At 46.5% G+C, this 20,902-nt stretch carries 19 protein-coding genes; 18 read left to right on the top strand and 1 reads right to left on the bottom strand.

All coding sequences use genetic code 11. The features are described 5' to 3' along the window. Positions 1-2 precede the first annotated feature (2 nt). The 12 genes from HUG20_RS11900 to HUG20_RS11845 all read left to right on the top strand — a co-directional run bounded on the left by HUG20_RS11900 (position 3) and on the right by HUG20_RS11845 (position 12,631). Positions 3-1,166, top strand: a complete 1,164-nt coding sequence (locus HUG20_RS11900; protein WP_200084900.1) for a thiolase family protein — start codon at positions 3-5, stop codon at positions 1,164-1,166. Positions 1,167-1,232: 66 nt separating this feature from the next. Further along, positions 1,233-2,408, top strand: coding sequence for an acyl-CoA dehydrogenase family protein (locus HUG20_RS11895; RefSeq protein WP_200084899.1), 1,176 nt, complete (start codon positions 1,233-1,235; stop codon positions 2,406-2,408). Positions 2,409-2,441: 33 nt separating this feature from the next. After that, on the top strand, positions 2,442-3,197 hold the full coding sequence (gene fabG / locus HUG20_RS11890; protein ID WP_200084898.1) for a 3-oxoacyl-ACP reductase FabG: 756 nt from the start codon (positions 2,442-2,444) through the stop codon (positions 3,195-3,197). A 15-nt stretch (positions 3,198-3,212) separates the two neighbouring features. Then, positions 3,213-3,662 (top strand): MaoC family dehydratase N-terminal domain-containing protein, encoded by a 450-nt coding sequence (locus HUG20_RS11885; RefSeq protein WP_200084897.1) that lies wholly within the window; start codon positions 3,213-3,215, stop codon positions 3,660-3,662. After that, a complete protein-coding gene (locus tag HUG20_RS11880) occupies positions 3,659-4,060 on the top strand; it encodes a MaoC/PaaZ C-terminal domain-containing protein (RefSeq protein WP_200084896.1) in 402 nt (133 codons plus the stop codon). Before HUG20_RS11885 ends, HUG20_RS11880 begins: the two co-directional genes overlap by 4 nt. 999 nt (positions 4,061-5,059) lie before the next feature. Next, the gene (locus HUG20_RS11875; RefSeq protein ID WP_200084895.1) at positions 5,060-5,800 is read left to right on the top strand and encodes a 2-phosphosulfolactate phosphatase; all 741 of its coding nucleotides are present in this window, start codon (positions 5,060-5,062) and stop codon (positions 5,798-5,800) included. After that, positions 5,797-6,843: a phosphotransferase family protein gene (locus tag HUG20_RS11870; RefSeq protein ID WP_200084894.1), complete on the top strand. Its 1,047-nt coding sequence runs from the start codon at positions 5,797-5,799 to the stop codon at positions 6,841-6,843. Before HUG20_RS11875 ends, HUG20_RS11870 begins: the two co-directional genes overlap by 4 nt. Before the next feature lie 5 nt (positions 6,844-6,848). Then, on the top strand, positions 6,849-8,054 hold the full coding sequence (locus HUG20_RS11865; RefSeq protein ID WP_200084893.1) for an acyl-CoA dehydrogenase family protein: 1,206 nt from the start codon (positions 6,849-6,851) through the stop codon (positions 8,052-8,054). Positions 8,055-8,069: 15 nt separating this feature from the next. Continuing rightward, positions 8,070-8,849, top strand: a complete 780-nt coding sequence (locus HUG20_RS11860; protein ID WP_200084892.1) for an SDR family oxidoreductase — start codon at positions 8,070-8,072, stop codon at positions 8,847-8,849. A 12-nt stretch (positions 8,850-8,861) separates the two neighbouring features. Further along, a complete protein-coding gene (locus HUG20_RS11855) occupies positions 8,862-9,617 on the top strand; it encodes an SDR family NAD(P)-dependent oxidoreductase (RefSeq protein ID WP_200084891.1) in 756 nt (251 codons plus the stop codon). 17 nt (positions 9,618-9,634) lie between these two features. After that, complete coding sequence (locus tag HUG20_RS11850; protein ID WP_200084890.1) at positions 9,635-10,621, top strand: NADPH:quinone oxidoreductase family protein; 987 nt, start codon at positions 9,635-9,637, stop codon at positions 10,619-10,621. 72 nt (positions 10,622-10,693) lie between these two features. Then, positions 10,694-12,631: an AMP-binding protein gene (locus HUG20_RS11845; protein WP_200084889.1), complete on the top strand. Its 1,938-nt coding sequence runs from the start codon at positions 10,694-10,696 to the stop codon at positions 12,629-12,631. A 268-nt stretch (positions 12,632-12,899) separates the two neighbouring features. Here the strand turns inward: HUG20_RS11845 and HUG20_RS11840 are convergent, their stop codons facing one another. Beyond that, positions 12,900-14,363, bottom strand: a complete 1,464-nt coding sequence (locus tag HUG20_RS11840) for an NAD-dependent succinate-semialdehyde dehydrogenase (protein ID WP_200090487.1) — start codon at positions 14,361-14,363, stop codon at positions 12,900-12,902. 294 nt (positions 14,364-14,657) lie between these two features. On the opposite strand from HUG20_RS11840, the gene HUG20_RS11835 reads away from it, so the two are divergent. From HUG20_RS11835 to HUG20_RS11810, 6 genes are all read left to right on the top strand, one after another. Further along, positions 14,658-15,683, top strand: coding sequence for a LacI family DNA-binding transcriptional regulator (locus tag HUG20_RS11835; protein WP_343073174.1), 1,026 nt, complete (start codon positions 14,658-14,660; stop codon positions 15,681-15,683). Between the two features lie 42 nt (positions 15,684-15,725). Next, complete coding sequence (locus tag HUG20_RS11830) at positions 15,726-16,214, top strand: hypothetical protein (RefSeq protein ID WP_211199986.1); 489 nt, start codon at positions 15,726-15,728, stop codon at positions 16,212-16,214. 105 nt (positions 16,215-16,319) lie between these two features. Then, entirely contained in the window at positions 16,320-17,816 is a 1,497-nt protein-coding gene (locus HUG20_RS11825; protein ID WP_200084886.1) for a sodium:solute symporter family protein, read from the top strand. A gap of 13 nt (positions 17,817-17,829) precedes the next feature. Further along, positions 17,830-19,008: an iron-containing alcohol dehydrogenase gene (locus tag HUG20_RS11820; RefSeq protein WP_200084885.1), complete on the top strand. Its 1,179-nt coding sequence runs from the start codon at positions 17,830-17,832 to the stop codon at positions 19,006-19,008. Positions 19,009-19,074: 66 nt separating this feature from the next. Next, the gene (locus HUG20_RS11815; RefSeq protein WP_200084884.1) at positions 19,075-19,479 is read left to right on the top strand and encodes an acyl-CoA thioesterase; all 405 of its coding nucleotides are present in this window, start codon (positions 19,075-19,077) and stop codon (positions 19,477-19,479) included. A 651-nt stretch (positions 19,480-20,130) separates the two neighbouring features. Beyond that, complete coding sequence (locus HUG20_RS11810) at positions 20,131-20,901, top strand: sulfite exporter TauE/SafE family protein (RefSeq protein ID WP_200084883.1); 771 nt, start codon at positions 20,131-20,133, stop codon at positions 20,899-20,901. The last annotated feature ends 1 nt before the right edge of the window (position 20,902 follow it).

The following is a 20,902-nucleotide window of genomic DNA, read 5'->3' as shown; positions in this document are numbered from 1 at the left end:
AAATGGAAGATGTCGTTATCGTTTCTGCCGTACGGACGGCCATCGCGAAAAAAGGCGGGGCACTGGCGTCCGTCGACCCGGCCGTGTACGGCGGCGAAGTGATTGGGGAAGCGTTACGCCGAGCGGACGTTGAACACGAAGCAATAGAAGACGTCATTTTCGGCAACTGCTTAAGCGGGGGAGGAAACATTGCGCGTGTGTCGCTCCTCGAAGCGGGTTTACCCGTAGACATTCCCGGGCTCACGATTGACCGCCAATGCGGCTCCGGCATTAATAGTGTCGCGCTCGCGGCCGAGAAAATAATCGCGGGCAACGCTGATGTCGTTGTTGCCGGCGGCACCGAAAGCATGACGCGCAGCCCGCACCTTTTGGCGGTACAAGAAAAAGCCTATGACCTGCGACCGCCGAAGTTTATCAATCGGAGACTATCGCCCGATGCTATCGGGGACCCGCCGATGGGCGTCACGGCTGAAAATTTGGCTGAAAAATATGAGGTCAGCCGCGAAGAACAGGATGCCTTCGCTTTACGAAGCCAGGAACGAATGGCAAACGCGGTCGACAAAGGATATTTTAAAGACCAAATCGTTCCGATCGACGTGAAGACACGGAAAGGCACGGTTACGTTTGACCAAGACGAGCACCCCCGTCCGGATGTGACGAAAGAATCGCTCGCGAAGCTTCCGCCGGTATTCAAAAAAGACGGCAGCGTCACGGCCGGCAGTTCCTCCGGCATTAACGACGGGGCATCCGCGTTAGTCTTGATGTCCGGAACTGAAGCCAAAAAACGCGGACTAAAGCCGCTGGCAAGGGTCACGGCATCAGCCGTCGCGGGTGTGGACCCGAACATCATGGGCATCGGACCCGTACCGGCAGTGAAAAAAGTGTTGGAAAAAAGCGGTGACAAACTCGATGATTTTGATTTAATTGAACTGAACGAAGCGTTTGCCGCTCAAGTGCTCGCGTGTGACCGGGAACTTTCCTTTGACATGGACAAAGTCAACGTGAATGGAGGAGCGATCGCCCATGGCCACCCGATTGCCGCAACCGGGGGAATGCTCGTGACAAAAACATGCCATGAACTTGAGCGCCGCGGGGAGAAGAAAGGACTAGTCACCGCCTGCATCGGCGGCGGCCAAGGCATCGCACTCGTTGTGGAGAGAGATTAACGGCGGAAAGTGCCAGATTAAACGGCGAAACCGCCAGATAAATTTTATATATGGGAGATGAAACCAATGGATTTACGCTTAACGGAAGAACAAAAAATGGTGCAAACAACGATTCGCAAATTCGTAGAAAAAGAACTAATGCCACTGGAAAACGATGTACTCCGCAATGAACGGGAAGGGAGACCGAGCCTTCCCGAAGGAAAAATCCGCGAACTGCAACAAAAAGCGAAAGACGCCGGTTTCTGGGGCATCAATACGCCGGAAGAATACGGCGGCGCTGACCTCGGCCAAGTCATGTACGCGATCGTCATGATGGAAGTGTCGAAAACGTTCGTCCCATTTACGTTCGGCGGTTCGGCCGATAACATTTTGTATTACGGCAACGAAGAACAAAAGAAAAAATACCTGCTTCCGACGATCAGCGGGGAGAAAAGATCTTGCTTTGCTATGACGGAACCCGGTGCCGGTTCTGACACGCAAAACATCAAAATGACCGCGGAAAAAGACGGCGATGAATGGGTGCTGAACGGCGAGAAAACGTTCATCACCGGCGGCAATGAAGCGGACTTCGTCATGGTGATCGCAATCACGGACAAAGAAGCGCACGCGGCAAACGGCCGGGACGGCAGCACTTGTTTCATTGTGGAACGGGACATGGGCTGGAAATCCGAATATATTGACACGATGGGCGAATGGGGACCGGCATCGCTTATTTTCGATCAAGTGCGCGTCCCGGAAGAAAACATTCTCGGCGATTTGCATCGGGGTTACGATCTTGGGCTTGAATGGATCGGTTTCGCCCGCTGGATCGTGGGGGCACGGGCGGTCGGATCGGCTGAACGTTTGCTCAATATGGCCATCGATTATTCCAAGGAGCGGGAAACGTTCGGCAAACCGATATCCACGCGCCAAGCGATCCAGTGGCAAATCGCGGACTCCGCGGTTGAACTGGAAGCGGCCAAATGGTTGGTGCTCAATGCCGCCTTCAGCTTAGACAACGGCGAAGATAACCGCCACTATGCCTCGATGGCAAAACTATACGGGGCTACGAAAGGCAACGACATTATCGATCGTGTCATGCAAATCCACGGCGGAATGGGCTATACGAAAGAACTTCCCATCGAACGCTGGTACCGGGAAGCCCGGCTCTGGAGAATTTATGACGGCACCGACGAAATCCAGCGCTTGATTATTTCCAGAAATCTATTAAAAGGCAATGTAAAACTAGGCCAACACGTGTAAAATAAAAATAAATCTAGGATAGGAGTGGAACACATGACACATTTTTCAGGACGAACAGCATTTGTAACCGGAGGAAGCAGAGGCATCGGGCGCGGCATAGCCGAGCGTCTCGTCCATGACGGTGCGAAAGTGGCGATCATCGATGTTAACGAAGAGGCGTTGGAAGAAGTGCGTGACCATTTTTCCGGGCAAGATGTTTTAGCCATGAAAGCGGACGTCACCAATCGTGATGAAGTGGAAAAAGCGATGAAAGCAACGTATGACGAATACGGATCCATCGACATTCTCGTGAACAACGCCGGTGTCATCCGCGATAACATGCTTTTCAAAATGAGCGAAGGCGATTGGCAAGCTGTCATGGATGTCCATCTCAAAGGCGCTTTCAATGCCGCGAGTGTGGCGCAAACGTATATGGTTGAGCAGAAGTACGGCCGCATTATTAATCTATCATCGACGTCGGCGCTCGGGAATCGTGGACAAGCGAACTATTCAACGGCAAAAGCCGGTTTGCAAGGATTCACGAAAACACTGGCGATTGAACTTGGGAAGTTCGGGATTACGGCGAACTCCATTGCGCCCGGTTTCATTGAAACCGACATGACGAAGGCGACGGCCGAGCGAATTGGCGTCCCTTTTGAAAAAATGGTGGAAGCACGTGCTGCGGAAATTCCGGTGCAGAGAAGCGGAAAAGCGGAAGATATTGCGAATGCGGTGGCATTCTTCGCCGATGAACGTTCGTCGTTCGTGAGCGGGCAAGTCATCTATGTCGCCGGCGGACCGAAAGATTAAAGGAGGCTTGAGTTCATGTTTGAAGAGGCAATCGGGAAGGGATCAAATAAGGTGAGAAACACGGTTGAACGGGGCGCTGTGCGCAAATTCGCCGATGCGATCGGTGACGCGCACCCGATTTTCGTTAATGAAGAGGCGGGGAAAGCTTCTCGCTATGGGCGCAACATCGCGCCGCCGACGTTTCCGCGCGTGTTTGATTACGGGGAGATCGTCGGATTGGGCTTGCCGAGCAAAGGCCTCATTCACGGCGAGCAAATCTATCATTATACGCGTCCCCTTCTCGTCGGCGAAGACATCCATTGCTGGACGGAAGTAAAAGATTACAAAGAAAAAGCAGGGAAAAGTGGCACGATGGGTATACTCACGCTTGAAGGAAAAGGCGAAGACAGCGAAGGTACGCTCGTTTTCCGCGCCGAACAAGTCGTGATTATTACCGAAGCGGTCAGAAAGGGGATGGAGGCATGAGCGCGATTGCAGAAAAAAAGGTAGGCGACACGTTGGAACCCGTAACCCTTTCTCCGGTTTCTCGGCTCGATTTAATCAAATACGCCGGCGCATCCGGCGACTATAACCCGATTCATACGATTGATGAAGAAGCGGAAAAAGCAGGGCTTCCAGGCATCATCGCCCACGGCATGTGGACGATGGGCAACCTTTCCAAACTCTTCACCCCTTACTATGATGAAGGTTTTATCGAAACATATCAAATCCGCTTTCGAGGGATGGTTTTTCTCGACGACGTGATTTCATTGAACGCGGAAGTGAGTGAGCAAGCCGAAGGGAAAATCACGTTTAATGTGAACGCGAAAAATCAAAAAGAAGAAGATGTTTTAAAGGGCACGGTCGTTTTTAGGACGTATTAGGAAAAACAAAGAGGGGCTAATAACATGTAGGACGCCCCTCTTTATTCCATTAGAATTGAAAACGCTTTTATAAAAAGGCAGGAAATGAATGATGCAACCTTTGAGAAAAACAGCGTCCATTTTTCGTCGTATCCCCCATCCGAATAAGTACTTTGCGTAAGAATGGTTGATGGAGTTGGTGGAGGAAAGAACGGGTGGGGTGTAACGTTTGATGTCCATTTGGATCGGTATTTGGAGTGACATAAAGGATCGAAGCCAGCTCTTCCTACTTGAGCAAATGATTCAAAGATGAATAAGAATAAATGAAAAAATCACGGATCGTTCGCTGAAAAATGATTGGCATGAAAATATGGATACGGCGCCAAATAATTGAGAATTGCCTAACATTCGTCGCCACCCAATACCGGGCTTTTGTGTCAAACGAAAGTATGGTCGGACGGAGAGCAACAAGAGAAGCGAAGTAATCCCTCAAACGGAGATCAAGCTGCTCCGAGAGGAACAAGTGAAGCGAAGTAATTTCCGTTCGTCCCTCTTATAGCGGGGAGCCAGTTTTTTGAGGGGCGACAGCGCGCTTCAAATGGGGATGCGTACTCATCTACAGAAAATAGGGTTATGACGAACATAAGGAGAAACAATCTCTGCAACAGATTACTAGTAGTCTATATCAGAAGTTCCAAAACTCCTATTCAAATATCTCCCGATTCTTTGAAGACTGATCGGGATCAAAAACAGCATATTGAGTCCACAGTTGTCCGATCTGAGGACTGATGGGGGTCAAAAATTGTATTTTGAGTCCACAGTTGTCCGATCTGAGGACTGATGGGGATCAAAAATAGCATAATGAGTCCACAGTTGCCCGGTCTGAGGACTGATGGGGGTCAAAAATTGTATTTTGAGTCCTCAGTTGCTGTGGTTGATCATCGTTTGGATGGTTTTGTGCAGGAAAGTATTTTTGAAACGTTGCACTAGTTTTTCCGAAAGGGGCTGGAAACATTCAATATGAAAAAATGCCGTTTATGGTTATCGACAGAAGAAATTAAGCAAGAAAGCTTGCAGGGCGCGACGGTGGTTGTGATTGACGTGCTTCTCGCGACAACGACACTCGTCACGATTATGGAACGGGGCGCCCGGCGTATCTACCCCGTTTCAAGCGTCGAAGAAGCAAATCAATTAAAAGCAAAGCTCGATCATCCATCCGTACTTACCGGCGGAGAACTTGGCGGCCAGCCTGTTGAGGGGTTTGATATGGCCCATTTGCCGGATGAGTACACCCCTGAACGCATCAAAGGCCAGGATATTATCTTTTTGTCTTCCAATGGCACGCGGGCAATTATGAAGGCAAATGCAGCGGAAACACTGCTATTGGGAAATTTGCGAAACGCATACGCAGTCGCGGATCATATTAACCGGGAAGCCCCGGAAGAAGTCATCATCATCTGTGCAGGCTCGCTCGGACAATTTTCCCTGGAAGATTATGTTTGTGCAAATCTTATCCTGTCACAGCTCGACGTTGGGAATGCCCACCTGAATGATGCCGCTGTGTATGCACGGAACCAACGTTTTGATCCCGATAATGTTGCGGAACTTGTGGCAAAAGGACGCGTCGGGCGTAATTTTCAGAAATTGGGCTTGGATGAGCTCTTCGAGTTCGTGGTAGACGTGGGGACCTCATCGTCAATTGTAGCGCTTCATAACGGGGTTGAATTAGGATTTACGTCCATCGGGAGTGAAACGAAATGACACAATCTGTGCGCAGCGGGGAAGAATTGGAACTAGCTAAAATCAAACCGTTTTTGGAAAAACATCTGGACGACATTCCTAAAGACGAGCCTTTAAAAGTGAATCAATATTCCGCCGGGGCGTCCAACCTGACGTATCTTTTATCTTGCGGGGAGTGGCAAGGGGTATTGCGCCGCCCGCCTTTTGGTCCGCTTCCTCCCAAAGCCCATGACATGAAAAGGGAGTACGGGATTCTTTCTCGTCTCAACCCTATCTTCCCGCTGGCTCCAAAGCCGTATGTACTCGGGGAGGACACGTCCGTCATGGATGCCACGTTCTATGTTATGGAACGAAAACAAGGCGTCGTTATCGATCAATCGTTTCCCGAAGGGGTACAAGTAACGGAAGAATTATGTCGGGAACTCTCCTATACATTTATCGATACGTTGGCTGAATTACACCAAGTGGATGCAAAAGCAGCCGGTCTTCATACGTTTGGCCGTCCGGAAGGATTCATGGAACGCCAGGTTCACGGTTGGCTGAAGCGTTATGAACGTGCCAAAACCGAGGACATCCCCGAATATGAAAAACTGAAAAAATGGTTCGTGGACAATATCCCGGCGGACGGAGAGACGACAGTGATTCATAATGATTTCAAGTTTAACAATCTATTATTCTCTAAAGATTTGCGTCAAGTTGAAGCGGTGGTTGATTGGGAAATGGCAACGATTGGGGATCCGCTCTTTGACCTTGGGGTTGTCCTTAGTTATTGGATGCAAGCGGATGACTCGGCGTTATTACAGTCCTCGCCTCAAACCATAACGAAGCTTCCCGGGTTTTTAACCCGTCGGGAACTGATTGACCGTTACGCCGAAAAAACCGGACGAGATTGTTCTTCACTTCATTTTTATCAAATTTTCGCTTATTTTAAATTAGGCGTGATTGTTCAACAAATTTATTTTCGCTGGAAAAATGGACAAACGGAAGATGAACGGTTTAGAACTTATGGCGATAGAGCGACAAATTTAATTAAATATGCATGGCATTTATTACATGAGGGGTGAAACATATGGATTTCGGTATGTCGGAGAAAGTAAAAGATTTGCAGGAACGCGTGCGTCGGTTCAAGGAACAAGAAATTGACCCGAATGAAAAAGTCTATGAAGAACAATTAAATGAACAGTCTACCCGTTGGCAGTCACCACCAATTATGGAAGAAATGAAGGCAAAAGCAAAAGAAGCAGGCTTGTGGAATCTATTCCTTCCGGAAAGTGAATACGGCGCAGGACTAACGAACGTAGAATACGCACCGCTATGCGAGATCATGGGGCGCTCGTCGATTGCGCCGGAAGTATTCAATTGCTCGGCACCGGACACCGGCAACATGGAAACGCTCGTCCGTTACGCGTCGGAGGAGCAAAAGAAACAATGGCTGGAACCGCTGTTGGACGGCAAAATTCGCTCGTCATTCGCGATGACCGAACCCAACGTCGCATCGTCAGACGCAACAAACATCGAAACGCACATCAAAAGGGATGGCGATGACTATGTCATCAACGGCCGCAAATGGTGGACGTCGGGCATTATGGACCCGCGCTGTGAAATCATGATTGTGATGGGGAAAACCGATCCGGACGAACCAAAATATACGCAACAGTCGATGATTTTAGTGCCGAGAGACACCCCTGGTGTTACGGTTCACCGCCACTTGCCGGTCTTCGGCTATGACGATGCCCCGGAAGGACACGGGGAAGTGGAATTCGACAACGTTCGTGTCCCGGCTTCGAACATTCTTTGGGACGAAGGCAAAGGGTTCGCGATTGCCCAAGGGCGCTTGGGTCCGGGGCGGATTCACCACTGCATGCGCCTCATCGGCGTAGCAGAAAAGTCGCTTGAAGCGATGGGCGAACGCGTACAAGATCGCTCCACATTCGGAAAGTCGCTTGCAGAGCAAGGGGTTATCCAGGAATGGATCGCTGATTCCCGCATCGAAATCGAACAGGCACGGCTACTCACGATGAAAGCTGCCTACATGATGGATACCGTCGGCAATAAAGAAGGGCGCACGGAAATCGCCATGATCAAGGTCGTCGCGCCGAACATGGCCCTGCGCGTCATTGATCGCGCCATCCAAGCCCATGGCGGCGCCGGAGTGACTGAAGACTTTTCGCTTGCGCAAAGCTGGGCAAAAGCACGCACGCTCCGTCTCGCTGACGGCCCTGATGAAGTGCACCGCCGCACGATCGGGCGCCTGGAACTGAAAAAATACCGATAATTTGGAGGCTTTTCAATGACGACAATGGATTTATTTGACATAAGCGGCCAAACCGCGATCATCACCGGCGGCGGCCGGGGCCTTGGCGAATGGATGGCGGAAGCGCTCACCGACGCAGGCGCGAATGTTGTTTTATGTTCCCGGAAAGAAGAAGCATGCGTCGAAGTGAGAGACCGGATCAATGAAAAAGGGGGCAATGCCTTAGCTTTTCGCTGTGATGTAACGGATGCCGATGACGTGCAAAGTGTTGTGGACGCGACGATGGATCATTTTGGCAGTATTGAGATTTTGGTCAACAACAGCGGCACGTCGTGGGGTGGATACAACCCTGAAGATATGCCGATCGATAAGTTCCAAAAAGTCGTTAATGTTAATCTCATCGGCACATTCATCATGTCCCAAGCGGTCGGAAGAAAGATGATCGAAAATAAAACAAAAGGGCGCATCATCAATATCGCCTCCGTCGCGGGATTAAAAGGCTCCAACCCCGAAGTGATGCAGGCGATCGGCTACAATGCGAGCAAAGGCGGCGTGCTCACCTTTACGAAAGATTTGGCGATCAACTGGGCACGGCACGGCATCACCGTCAACGCCATCGCCCCCGGATTTATCCCGACAAAAATGAGCAAAGACGTCATCGAACCGATCAAGGATCAAATGATCGCAAGCGTCCCGTTGCAACGGCTCGGGGAAGCGGATGATATGCGCGGAACGATCGTCTACATGGCATCGCAGGCAGCGTCATTTATGACCGGCCAAACCATTGTCCTCGATGGCGGCGGGACGGCAAGATAGGAGGATGTTGAGATGAGATTGGAAGGGAAAACAGCGATCGTGACCGGCGCCGGCTCCGGCATCGGTCGCGCGACGGCGAAGGAATTTGCCCGCGAAGGGGCTAAGGTGATCGTCGGTGATATCGATAGGCCGTCCGGGGAAGCGACCGTCGCTGACATTGAAAAAGCCGGCGGCGACGCACATTTTGTAAAAGTGAACGTTGCCGATTATGAAAGCGTAGAAAACTTGGTACAACAAGCGGTGGCGCACTTCGGAAAGCTGGACATTATGCATAACAACGCCGGCATTAACAGCCCGCCCCAAAGCGTAATGGACATGCCCGTCGACGAGTACCAGGACGTCGTGAATGTGAACCAAAATGGTGTTTTTTATGGCATTAAAGCGGCAGCGGGCGCCATGAAGGAAAATGGGGGTGTCATCGTTAACACCGCTTCCATCTATGCATATATCGCGGATCGAAACCGCTTCGCCTACCATGCAAGCAAAGGCGCCGTCGTCTCCATGACGAAGTCGGCAGCTTTAGACTTGGCCCGTCATAACATTCGGGTAACGGCCATTGCACCGGGACTTATTGAAACCGAAATCGTATCCGAATGGAAAAAGAACCCGGAAGTGTGGGCCAAAATAGAAAAAGCGCAAATGCGCAGGAAAGCCGGGAAACCGGAAGAAGTCGCGAAACTGGTGACATTTTTGGCAAGCGACGATGCCTCGTTCCTGAATGCCCATGTGCATTACGTGGACGACGGCGCGGCAGCGTTTAAACGATAAAAAAAGGAGTGGAATGAATGCGCGCGTGGCAAGTAAAAGAACTCGCGGATCCCGATCAGGCACTGGCTTTGGAAGAGGTTGAAAAACCTGCTCGGGAAGAAGGACAGGTGCTCATTAAAACACAAACAGCAGCATTAAATTTTTTCGATATCCTATTATGCCAAGGGAAATACCAAGAAAAACCACCGCTCCCGTTTACACCGGGCGCGGAAATCGCGGGAACGGTAGAAGCAGCCGATGACGGAAGTGCTTTTCAAGTCGGGCAAAAAGTATTGGCGAGACCTGCGATGCCCGCCGGCGGTTTCGCGGAATGGGTCTCGGTCCCTGAAGCCTCCGTTTTCAGCGTCCCGGAATCGATGTCCTTTGAGGAAGCGGCCGCCATGTACATCACGTACCAAACTGCTTATTACGCTCTGCACGATCGTGGAAACATCAAGGCGGGCGAAGTGCTGCTCGTCCACGCCGGGTCCGGCGGCGTGGGTTCAGCCGCGATTGAACTAGGGAAAGCCGCCGGCGCACGCATCATTGCAACGGCAGGAGGTCCGGAAAAAGTACAAGTATGCAAAGACTTAGGCGCCGACGTCGCCATTGATTACAGAGCGGAAGATTTCGTCGACACTGTAAAAAAAGAAACAGATGGCCGCGGGGCTGATGTTATCTTCGACCCCGTCGGCAGCGACACCTTTGACCGCTCACGAAAATGCATTGCCTTCGCCGGCCGCCTACTCGTCATCGGCTTTGCAGGGGGAAGAATACCTGAAGCCCCCGCCAACCACGCATTGGTGAAAAACTACTCGATCGTCGGCGTTCACTGGGGTTATTTTGCCAGGCTTTACGAAGAGGAAATGGTAAATATCCACAAAACCCTTTGTTCCATGTACGAAGAAGGCAAAATCAAGCCGTTGATTTATGAGCAGTATCGCTTTGAAGAAGTACCACATGCGTTAAATCTGTTGGCGGATCGGAAGACGTACGGGAAATTGGTTGTGAATGTGGGTGAATGATTTTGAATGAAAAAAGGTGCTTGAGCAGTCATTAATGCTGTTCAAGTCTTTTCTTTAAAGTGAGGTAATAAAATGAGCGCAAACCCCGTATGGTTTCCAACTGAAGACACAATGCAACAGTCGCCGCTTTACGAGTGGATCAAAGAACTCGGGTTTGAAAGCTACGAAGCGTTATATGACGCTTCGATTCGGGATATCTCGTGGTTTTGGGGAGAAGCAGAAAAGAGAACCGGTATTGAATGGTTCCAACCTTATCAGCAAGTTTTGGATCTTAGTAAAGGAAAGGCATGGCCAGCTTGGTTTGTCGGCGGACAATTGAATGTCGCACACAATTGTCTGGAACGGTGGGTTAAAGATCCCGAAATCGCTAATCGCCCCGCTATCATCTGGGAACGTGAAGATTATAAGCGTGAGACATATACGTATGCCGAATTGAACGACTGGGTGAATCAAGTTGCTAACGGCTTAAAACAACAAGGCATTTCTAAGGGTGATCGAATTGTCATCCAAATGCCGATGATTCCCGAGATGGTCGTTGCCGTTCTTGCGATCATTAAATTAGGTGCTATTTTTGTGCCCAGTTTTTCAGGTTTTGGTGCAGATCCAATTGCTAAAAGGCTTGATCATTCCCAGGCAAAAATGCTGATCACAGTAGACGGGTATCTAAGATCAGGAAACGTATTTCCTGTGAAAGAAGTGGTGGATGAAGCTGTTTCAATGGTTTCCTGTGTGGAAAAAGTCGTTGTCGTGACAAGGATGGGCAGAGACATTCCTTGGATGGAAAATAGAGATATGGAGTGGGTCGAACTAGAAAGTGGCATAGAGCATTTTGAGGCGGAACCAATGGACAGCATGGATCCTTGCATGGTGATTTATACATCAGGGACGACTGGCCGACCGAAAGGTACGGTTCATAATCACGGCCCATATGCAGTGAAAGGAGCTTTCGGCAATGGCGATCGGCAACCGGGAGGCAGTGGCGGCGTGAATTTCTGGATAACGGATATGGGTTGGATAATGGGGCCTTCCCATGTTTTTGGCAGTCTGCTGAGTGCCTCAACGATGCTCCTATATGAAGGATCCCCTACAAAACCGAGCATTGATCGTCTATGGGAATTAATCGATCGCCATCAGGTTACCTATCTAGGGATTGCTCCGACGTTGATTCGTTCCCTCATGCAGCACGGTGAAGAGCCGGTGAAAAAACATGATCTTTCAAGCTTAATGGCGATTGGGTCGACAGGAGAGCCTTGGAACCCGGAACCATGGCAATGGCTGTATGAAAAAGTGATCAACAAACGATTCCCGATCATAAACTTTTCCGGTGGAACGGAAATCGGCGGTGTGATCTTGACGAACATATCCCTCAAGCCGATAGCACCAGCCAATTTTAATGCACGAGCGCTCGGGATGGATGCGCAAGCCTATAACTCATCAGGAGAGCCTGTAGTGAACGAAACCGGGGAACTGGTACTAAGACAGCCGTGGTTAGGCATGACCGATGGATTTTGGCAGGACCCGGAGAGATATGAAGAAACCTACTGGCAAAAATGGGAGAATACGTGGGTTCATGGCGACGCCGTGATTCAAGATGAAGATGGCTATTGGACGATTTTCGGTCGATCAGACGATACGATGAATATAGCCGGCAAACGTTTAGGGCCGGCAGAAGTGGAATCCATTATTGTGGATCACCCCGCTGTCCTTGAATCAGCCGTTATTGGCGTACCAGACGACGTGAAGGGAGAAGCCCCCGTTTGTTTTGTCGTGCTCAATCAAGGCAATGAAGCGACAAAAGCTCTAATGGATGAACTCATAGAGATGATTAGCAAACGTCTTGGAAAGGCTCTAAGTCCAAAGGCGATTCACGCGATGTCCGATCTCCCTAAAACAAAAAATGAAAAAATTAAACACCGAACGATACGGAAAGCTTACTTAAAGGAAGACCCCGGTGATCTAGATTTACTAGTTAACCCGCAAACGATCGAGGAGATTGGGGAAATACAGTAGGGAGCGGGTAACTGGGTTTTAATATTGTGTGATTTTATAAGAAAACAGCCATAACCCTATATGGGCAGGGTTATTGGCTTCTTTGTTTTGTCAATTCATATGGTGTGTGCACACCGTTGCATGACTTGGGTGTCAGGCCAAAAATGGCTTCTGTAAAATGCCGAGCTAATATCGCAATTGTTGGGGGTCTTGATCTTCGGCATATCATCAAGATAAAAACACTCGGGGAAGTATTCCCCCGTAAGTTGTATGTCGCTTTTACATAAACCTAAACGGCCAAAGAAATATACTTCACTTCCAAATACTCCTCAATCCCATGGTGGCTGCCTTCTCTTCCCAAACCACTTTCTTTCATTCCCCCGAAAGGCGCCTGCGGCACGGAAGGAAGCCCGTCATTGACGCCCACAATACCGTAATCCAATCCTTCACTCACACGAACGGCTTTTCCGATGTTTTCCGAGAACACATAAGCGGCTAATCCGTAGGGTGAGTTGTTCGCGCGCTGGATGACTTCTTCTTCGGTTTGAAAAGAAGCAATGGGTGCGACGGGCCCAAAGGTCTCTTCATTCATGCAAAGCATGTCGTCGGTGGCGCCGGATATTATGGTCGGTTCAAAATATTGACCTTCGTTTTTCACGAAGCTGTTTCCGCCGACTAATACCGCTCCGCCTTTTGCTGTCGCGTCATCCAGATGGTTCTGGACTTTTTCTATGGCTTGTTCATTAATCAATGGGCCGAGGTCAACGTTTTCTTCCAATCCGTTTCCGGTCTTTAATTTCGCAACAGCTGCTGTGAATTTTTCGCTAAAGGTTTCCAGGATCGATGCTTGTACGTACACGCGATTCGTGCAAATGCACGTTTGGCCGGAATTCCGGAATTTAGAGCCGATTAGCTGTTCCACGGCTTTGTCGATATCCGCATCTTCCATGACGATAAACGGGGCGTGTCCGCCGAGTTCAAGCGATACCTTCTTAACCGTTTCAGCGGCCCCTTTCATCAGTTGTTTTCCAACTTCAGTGGAGCCTGTAAAAGTAATTTTTCGTACGCGTTTGTCCTGAAGCCATGTATCTCCGATTTCTTGTGGATTCCCGGTAATGACATTGACCACTCCTGCCGGAATACCTGCTTCCTCAGCGAGCTCTGCCAACTTTAACGCTGTAAGCGGCGTGTCCTCTGCCGGCTTAATAACTGCTGTACAACCGGCGGCGAGAGCCGGAGCCACTTTACGGGTAATCATCGCTGCTGGGAAGTTCCATGGGGTTATAGCTGCCACCACACCGACCGGTTGTTTTTGCACGAATATGCGTTTATTCGTGTGGGAAGCGGGGATGGTCTCGCCATAAATTCGCTTGGCTTCTTCTGCGTACCACGAGATAAAACCGTTGGCGTATCCGACTTCTCCTATCGCTTCCTTTAAAGGTTTTCCTTGTTCCATCGTCATGATTTTTCCAATTTCTTCTTTGTTATCTTCGATTAATTGATGCCATTTAGCTAAAAATAGGCTGCGTTCTTGAGCTGTTAAACCGGACCACGCTTCAAATGCAGCGTGAGCAGCTTCTACGGCTTGTTCTGCTTCGTTTCTGCCGCCGCTAGGCACTGTGGCGATCGCTTGCTTTGTTGCAGGATTAACGACGTCGAAATGTCCTAGTTCATCTCCTTGCCACCTGGATTCCCGGAATTTATAACGAGGTAGTCTATAATTGCCGTTACAACAACATTCTTGCCTCGTTATACAAAAATATATGTAACGATGATTTATATATCTAAATCCCTTTATAATCGCATTCCTCGTTATAAAATAGCGTTTTTTGCGGGAATCCAGGTTGCCAGTGGTTGTTAATATAAATTTTTTGTTTCATGATTATACCAATACCTGCCTTTCCTAACTTTGAATGCGCATTCACAACTAAATATATTATAAACATACAAAGAAAAAAAGTAAATATACTAACAATCAAACAAGTAAGCTCTTACATATTGACAAAAAAAGTGACTTCATTTTAATATAATATCAATGAATCTTTGAATGCGTATTCACACAGAAGGAGTTATTATGGTTTCTTCAAAGGATGTAGCAAACAGAGCCGGTGTCTCTCAATCAACCGTTTCTCGCGTGTTAAATGAGCCTGACAGAGTGACAGAATCCAACCTGGAAAAGGTAAGGAATGCTATGAAGGAACTGAATTATCGTCCTAACACCATAGCGAGATCACTTGTTAACAAACGAACGAAAACGATTGCATTAATTTCCGGACCTATACACAATCCTTTTTTCGTTGATACAACGACCTCAATCGTTAATTACGCCAATGAAAATGGATACAAAACCAACGTCTTTTTTGCAAACGATGAAGACAACTTATCTATTTATGAAACGGTCCTGTCAGCACAAGTGGATGGCATGATCATATCTTCCATATTTATGGATGATCCGATTTACGAGGACTTAATATCTTTAAAAACCCCATATATTATGTTTAACAGAAAGCATAATAAAGGTGGGGATTTTGTTGAAATAGATAATGAAAAAGCAGGAGAGGTGGCTGCTAACCATTTATTGGAGTTAGGTCATCGAAGCATTGGTTTTATTGGGGGTCCGTTGTATGCATCTACCTTTTATGGTAGGCACGCCGGATTTATGAGAGAAATGCAAAGGAACAAAATTCCGATTGATGAGCACTTAATCTGGGAAACGGATACAAGTGAAAAAGGGGTCAAGGAAGCCGTTTTAATGATGATGGGCAGAAAAAATAAACCAACGGCTATATTTGCCAGCACAGATTCAATTGCTTTATTCGTAATCGACATTTTGATCGAATTAGGTTACTGCATCCCGGAAGATATTAGTATTTGTGGGATGGATAACATACGAATTTCAAGTCATCATTCCTTTAAACTGACAACGATTGGTCTACAGTCAAACACAAATTTAGGAAGGTTAGGGATTGAGTATCTAATCGATGCAATTGAGGGCGACCAATCGTCTCAAAAACCTGTGCAAATTACTTTAGACCCTATTTTGTATCAAAGAAACACCACTCGTAAATTATAAAGCTTTGTGAATGCGCATTCAAAAAATTGAGGTGAACACATGATGGAAGCTACTGTATTTGATTGTAAAAAACAAGAGGGTTATTCCTCTTTTTATTATCCTCATTACTATACAGAGTGGATGGTTACCTATCGGTTAATTTATGGTCATCGTAAGGAGAAAGTAACTACAATGACGGATAGCGTGAGGGGAGGAACCAGTATCGCCAACCAACTTCCTGACCTTCGCAAAGAAGAGGTTATAGAATCCGACGCAATAAAAGAAATAATGACTGAACATGCTTGTATTGAGGAAGCATTTGAAACACTACGCCGCCATTATCTTTATAGGGTAAGATCCTGGAGTGTGCCAACGATAGAGCTTTTAGCAAGTCAATGGGTGTATATACCTTATCAATTAATCGAAAAACCCGGAAGGTTCAGCAAGAAAACAAAAACTTATTTATTTGAACCAATGTCCAATTCATTAGATAAAATTGATAAGTTTCCGGAGATTTATCAGTTTATAGAAAGGAAGGTAGGAAAAATATGACTTTTCTTGTTATTGGGGCCGTTATGATTGTCGGAACTTGGATAGGAATGGCAATTGTTCTATGGAAAACAAATTTATTAAATGATGATTAGGGGGCATTGAGCAATGACTGATTCTATTACTATATATTCTTGGATATTTATGGCCCTTTTCATAGGGATGATGCTTGTTCTGGGTTGGGTTGGAATGAAAAAAACCAATACGGCTGATGATTTCGCCACAGCCCGTTCAAGTTATGGCCCTTTTACGATCGCGCTTGTGATCGCTGCGGGGATTTCGAGTGGTTCCACTTTTATGGGGATGCCTGGTCTTGCCTATGATATTGGAACACCTAGCTTGTGGTATCCATTACTTTACCCAATCGCAACAGTCATCGGAATGGTATTTGTCGCTAAAGTTATCAAAAAATACGGAGATAAATACGGTACGAGAACAATCCCGGAATTTATTGGTGAACGGTATCAAAGTGATTTTTTGCGCATAGCCTTAACGATCATTTCCATTTTATTAATTTTTTATGTCGTTTCGCAATTTGTAGCGGCTGCCACCATGTTCCAAACGATGATGGGTGTTGAATATGAGACGGGTCTCATTATCACAGGGGTTGTTCTTTCTATCTATGTGTTTATGGGTGGCTCACATTCGGACATTATGACGGATGCTATTCAAGGATTTTTAATGCTTGTTGTCGCTGTTGTCGTATTTTTTTCTTTCGTTGGCAGTGTAGGTGTCGATGGTGGCTTTGGTGATATGCTCTCAACCATTGATGAAGAAAAACCGCAAGGTGGATTCAATCAATTATTTTTGCCCGGAGATGATACCTACGGTTCCTTTTGGTTGGTTGCCCTGTTGTTTATCGCCCATCTTCCCTTTGCTATTCAACCACATTTAGGGAATAAATTTATGGCGGTAAAATCTGGCCGTGATCTTAAAAAACTTATCATGTATTGTACGGTCATCGCGACTATTCTTCCATTAATGGCACTTGGTGGTATGCATGGTATCGCGGTTATTGGCAGTGATGCTGGTATTAACCCGGATCAAATTATACCAGTCCTGTTTAGTGAAATTTTTCCGCCAGCCATAGCAGCTTTCTTTGCTGTAGCGGTGTTGTCTGCTGTCATGTCGACGTCGGATGGTCTAGTGGTTTCGATTACTCAACTGTTTGCCAATGATTTATATCGTAAAACGATCGTACCGAGGATTAAAATCACGAAAGAAAAGGCAGAGCGCAATGAACTTTTAATTAGCAGATACAGTACCTTTGTTGTTATTATTGCTGCAGTTATAGTTGGTTGGACACCACCAGAGTATTTGTCCATATTTATGTGGATTGGTATTGGTGGTATCATGTCCGCTACAGCCGGTCCAATCATCGTCGGAGCTCTATGGAAAAGATCAACGAAACAAGCCGCTGTATCTTCACTATTGGCGGGCAATATCGTATATTGGATTGTGTATTTGCCATTTGGTTTCGATTTTTCCAATCCATTCGGAGCTTCAGGCATCGCAGTATTGATCAGTATGACCGTAATGTACGTTGTTACCATGTTCACGTCTCATCCCGAGAATAAATCGAAAAAAATAAGTAGTGAACCTTAAAGGAGCTGTTATTATGTCTCATTCTTTTGTCTCCCCTCTAAAACTTGTAACAGGGGAAGGGGGGATCCGAAAGGTTCCGTCGCTCATTCATTCTTTTAATGCCAAAAAAGTAATGGTATACGCTGATCCTGGGGTTATTGATGCAGGTGTTGTTCAAAAACTTGAAACGCACTTACAAGGACAGGGGATAGAGTATCAAGTTTATTCAGAGCTTGTACCGGAACCTCCGTTAGATATAGGCAATAAAGCTTTACAGGCGGTAAAGGCATTTGATGCCGATCTTGTCATCGGGATTGGAGGGGGGAGTTCTCTGGATATTGCAAAGGCCGCCGCAGTATTAAAGGATCACGACGGGAACGTGGAAGATTATTTAAATCTATCCGGAACAAAATCAATAAAAGCGAAGGGTTTACCGAAAATACTCATTCCCACAACGTCCGGTACTGGTGCAGAAGTAACCGATATCGCTGTTTTTTCTTTAGAAAATACCAAGGATGTCCTCACGCATGAACATTTAATTGCTGACGTGGCAGTAGTGGATCCTGAATTGACTTATACGGTCCCGCCGAAAATTACAGCTGCAACTGGCGTTGATGCACTCACACACGCGGTTGAATCTTTAACGTCTGTTAATGCGACACCTCTAACCGATGCGCTGGCGTTAGATGCTATTGAGCGTATTTCTTCCAGCATTCGTACTGCTGTATGGAATGGGGGAAATATAGAAGCACGCAGTAATATGGCGTGGGGAAGCATGATTGCCGGTTTAAGTTTTTATAACGCCGGGGTGGCCGGCGTCCATGCGCTTGCCTATCCATTAGGAGGTATTTATAAAATTCCTCATGGGGAAGCAAACGCAGTGCTCCTCCCGTATATATACGATTATATTTGGCCGTCTTGCATTGATAAAATGACTGTCATGGCTGAAAAATTAGGTGTAACTACAGAATCTATGAGCAAACGCGAAGCAACCATCGCCGCCGTTCGTGAATTGAGAAATATCGTGAAAGACGTTGGTATCCCGAGCAAATTACAGTCATTTGGCGTTAAAGAAGATGATTTGGATCTGCTCGCGGAGGAAGGCATTAAACAGAAAAGATTACTAGATAGAAGTCCTATGCCATTTACCCAGAATGATATTCGGGATCGATATAGAGCTGCGTTCGAGGGTGAATTAAAATTTGGTGAATAACTATTTGTTGTCTCCTATGCAATGAGCCAACCCCTTGAGGGCACTGAGAAAGGAATGGTTATAAAGATGTACAAAACAATCATAGAACCCAGAGTGTCTGAAACAGACGGCGTTGGCCATATCAATAACACCACCTTACCCGTCTGGCTGGAAGCAGCACGGAATCCCATTTTTAAATTATTTACACCGGATCATTCATTTGTCAACTGGCGAATGATTATCCTCCATACATCGATTGATTATGTAAGCCAGATTTATTTCGGAACAAATGTTGACGTGTACACATGGGTGAAGCGGATCGGGAAATCAAGCCTGGAATTATATGAAGAGATTCATCAAGGCGACACGATTTGTGCCCGAGGAAAAGCGATTTATGTGAATTATAATAGGGAAGAAAAGCAACCAGAGCCTATTCCAACAAGGATTAGGGAGGAATTGGAAGTACATTTGTATGAACGTGAGGGTGAGTAAATTGACATTATTTATTTGTTGACATTGAAAAAAAGAACAGATGGTCGCGCGGGGGGCTGATCTATCCCGTCGGAATCTTTGATCGCTCACGGAAGTGTGTAGCATGTAGGGAGTTTGGTTGTGAATGGTGAGAGCTTGAGCTATAGTTTAGACTTCTGTAGCTAAATTGATGATAAAACAGCTATAACCCTATGTAGACAGGGTTATTTGCTGTTTCGTTTTGCCAATTCTTCGAATTAGGCTATCGGAGACTCGTGACTTCAGTCATGTGAGAGGATTTATTCAATGGATTTAAAGACATTATGGAGCATTAAACCTCTAACCAATTATTGTTGCATTTTTAAAATCATTATTGTAATGTTTAACATACTAACCGATTAGTATTAAGAGAAGTAATAATTGTCTAATATGGGAAAGGAAATGTAGAGAAACTAGAGGGTTATAGAAGCACGAAGAAGATGGCATGGAGAAAGCATAATTTGCGGATGGAAGCTTTTCAACGCCATTGGGGCAGGTGCATGCCCACGGAACATACGCGATTTATGACGCTATGCTAATTTATTATGGCATATAACAAATGGATTCTGAGCCGCCATTTCCTGCTTTTTTGTGAAATAATTAAAACAACAACACAAAAAGTAGGGAACAGGTATGTTTATTTTACTCATCGTCCTTGGTATTTTAGCAAGCGCTTACGGGATTATTGTTGGTGCGGGAGGCGGTTTTATTCTTGTGCCAATGCTTTTGCTTTTTTATAATATTTCTCCGCAAATGGCTGCCGGTACAGGATTAGCGATCGTATTCCTTAATAGCGTTTCCGGTTTGTATCCTTATTTAAAACAGCAAAGAGTACAGTTGTATGAAGGTACATTTTTAGGTTTAGCTGCTATTCCGGGAACACTTTTGGGGAATTGGTTGGTTAACATTGTGAATGAACAAACGTTTTATTATGCTTTTTCCATATTGCTTGTTGGACTCGGACTTTTTTTATCCATAAAAAAACCCCCTGAGACCTCAATAGATGCAGAGGAGTTTCATCAAGAAACAGCAGCAGTAATAGAACATAAAAGAAGAAAAATTTGGCTAACTTTAATGGTAGGGATAGTTATTGGCGTTGTCTCTTCATTTTTTGGAATTGGTGGAGGATGGTTACTTGTTCCAATTCTAGTGTATCTTTTTCATTTAAATATGCATAAGGCAACAGCAACATCTATTTATGCCTTATCTATATATTCCTTTGTTGGCTTAGTTGCTCCTATCATACGTCAAGACATTGATTGGGAAATATTACTATGGAGTGGTATAGGCGTATTGATTGGATCGCAAGTTGGAGCCTTGATTTCAAAACGATTAGCAGCCTCAACTATTACAAGAATGTTAGCTGTAATTGTCATTCTAATTGGTATAACCTTGTTAGTTTGAA

This window comes from Salicibibacter cibi (assembly GCF_016495865.1).
GTDB lineage: Bacteria > Bacillota > Bacilli > Bacillales > Marinococcaceae > Salicibibacter > Salicibibacter cibi.
This window is presented reverse-complemented; position numbering and strand designations above follow the sequence as displayed.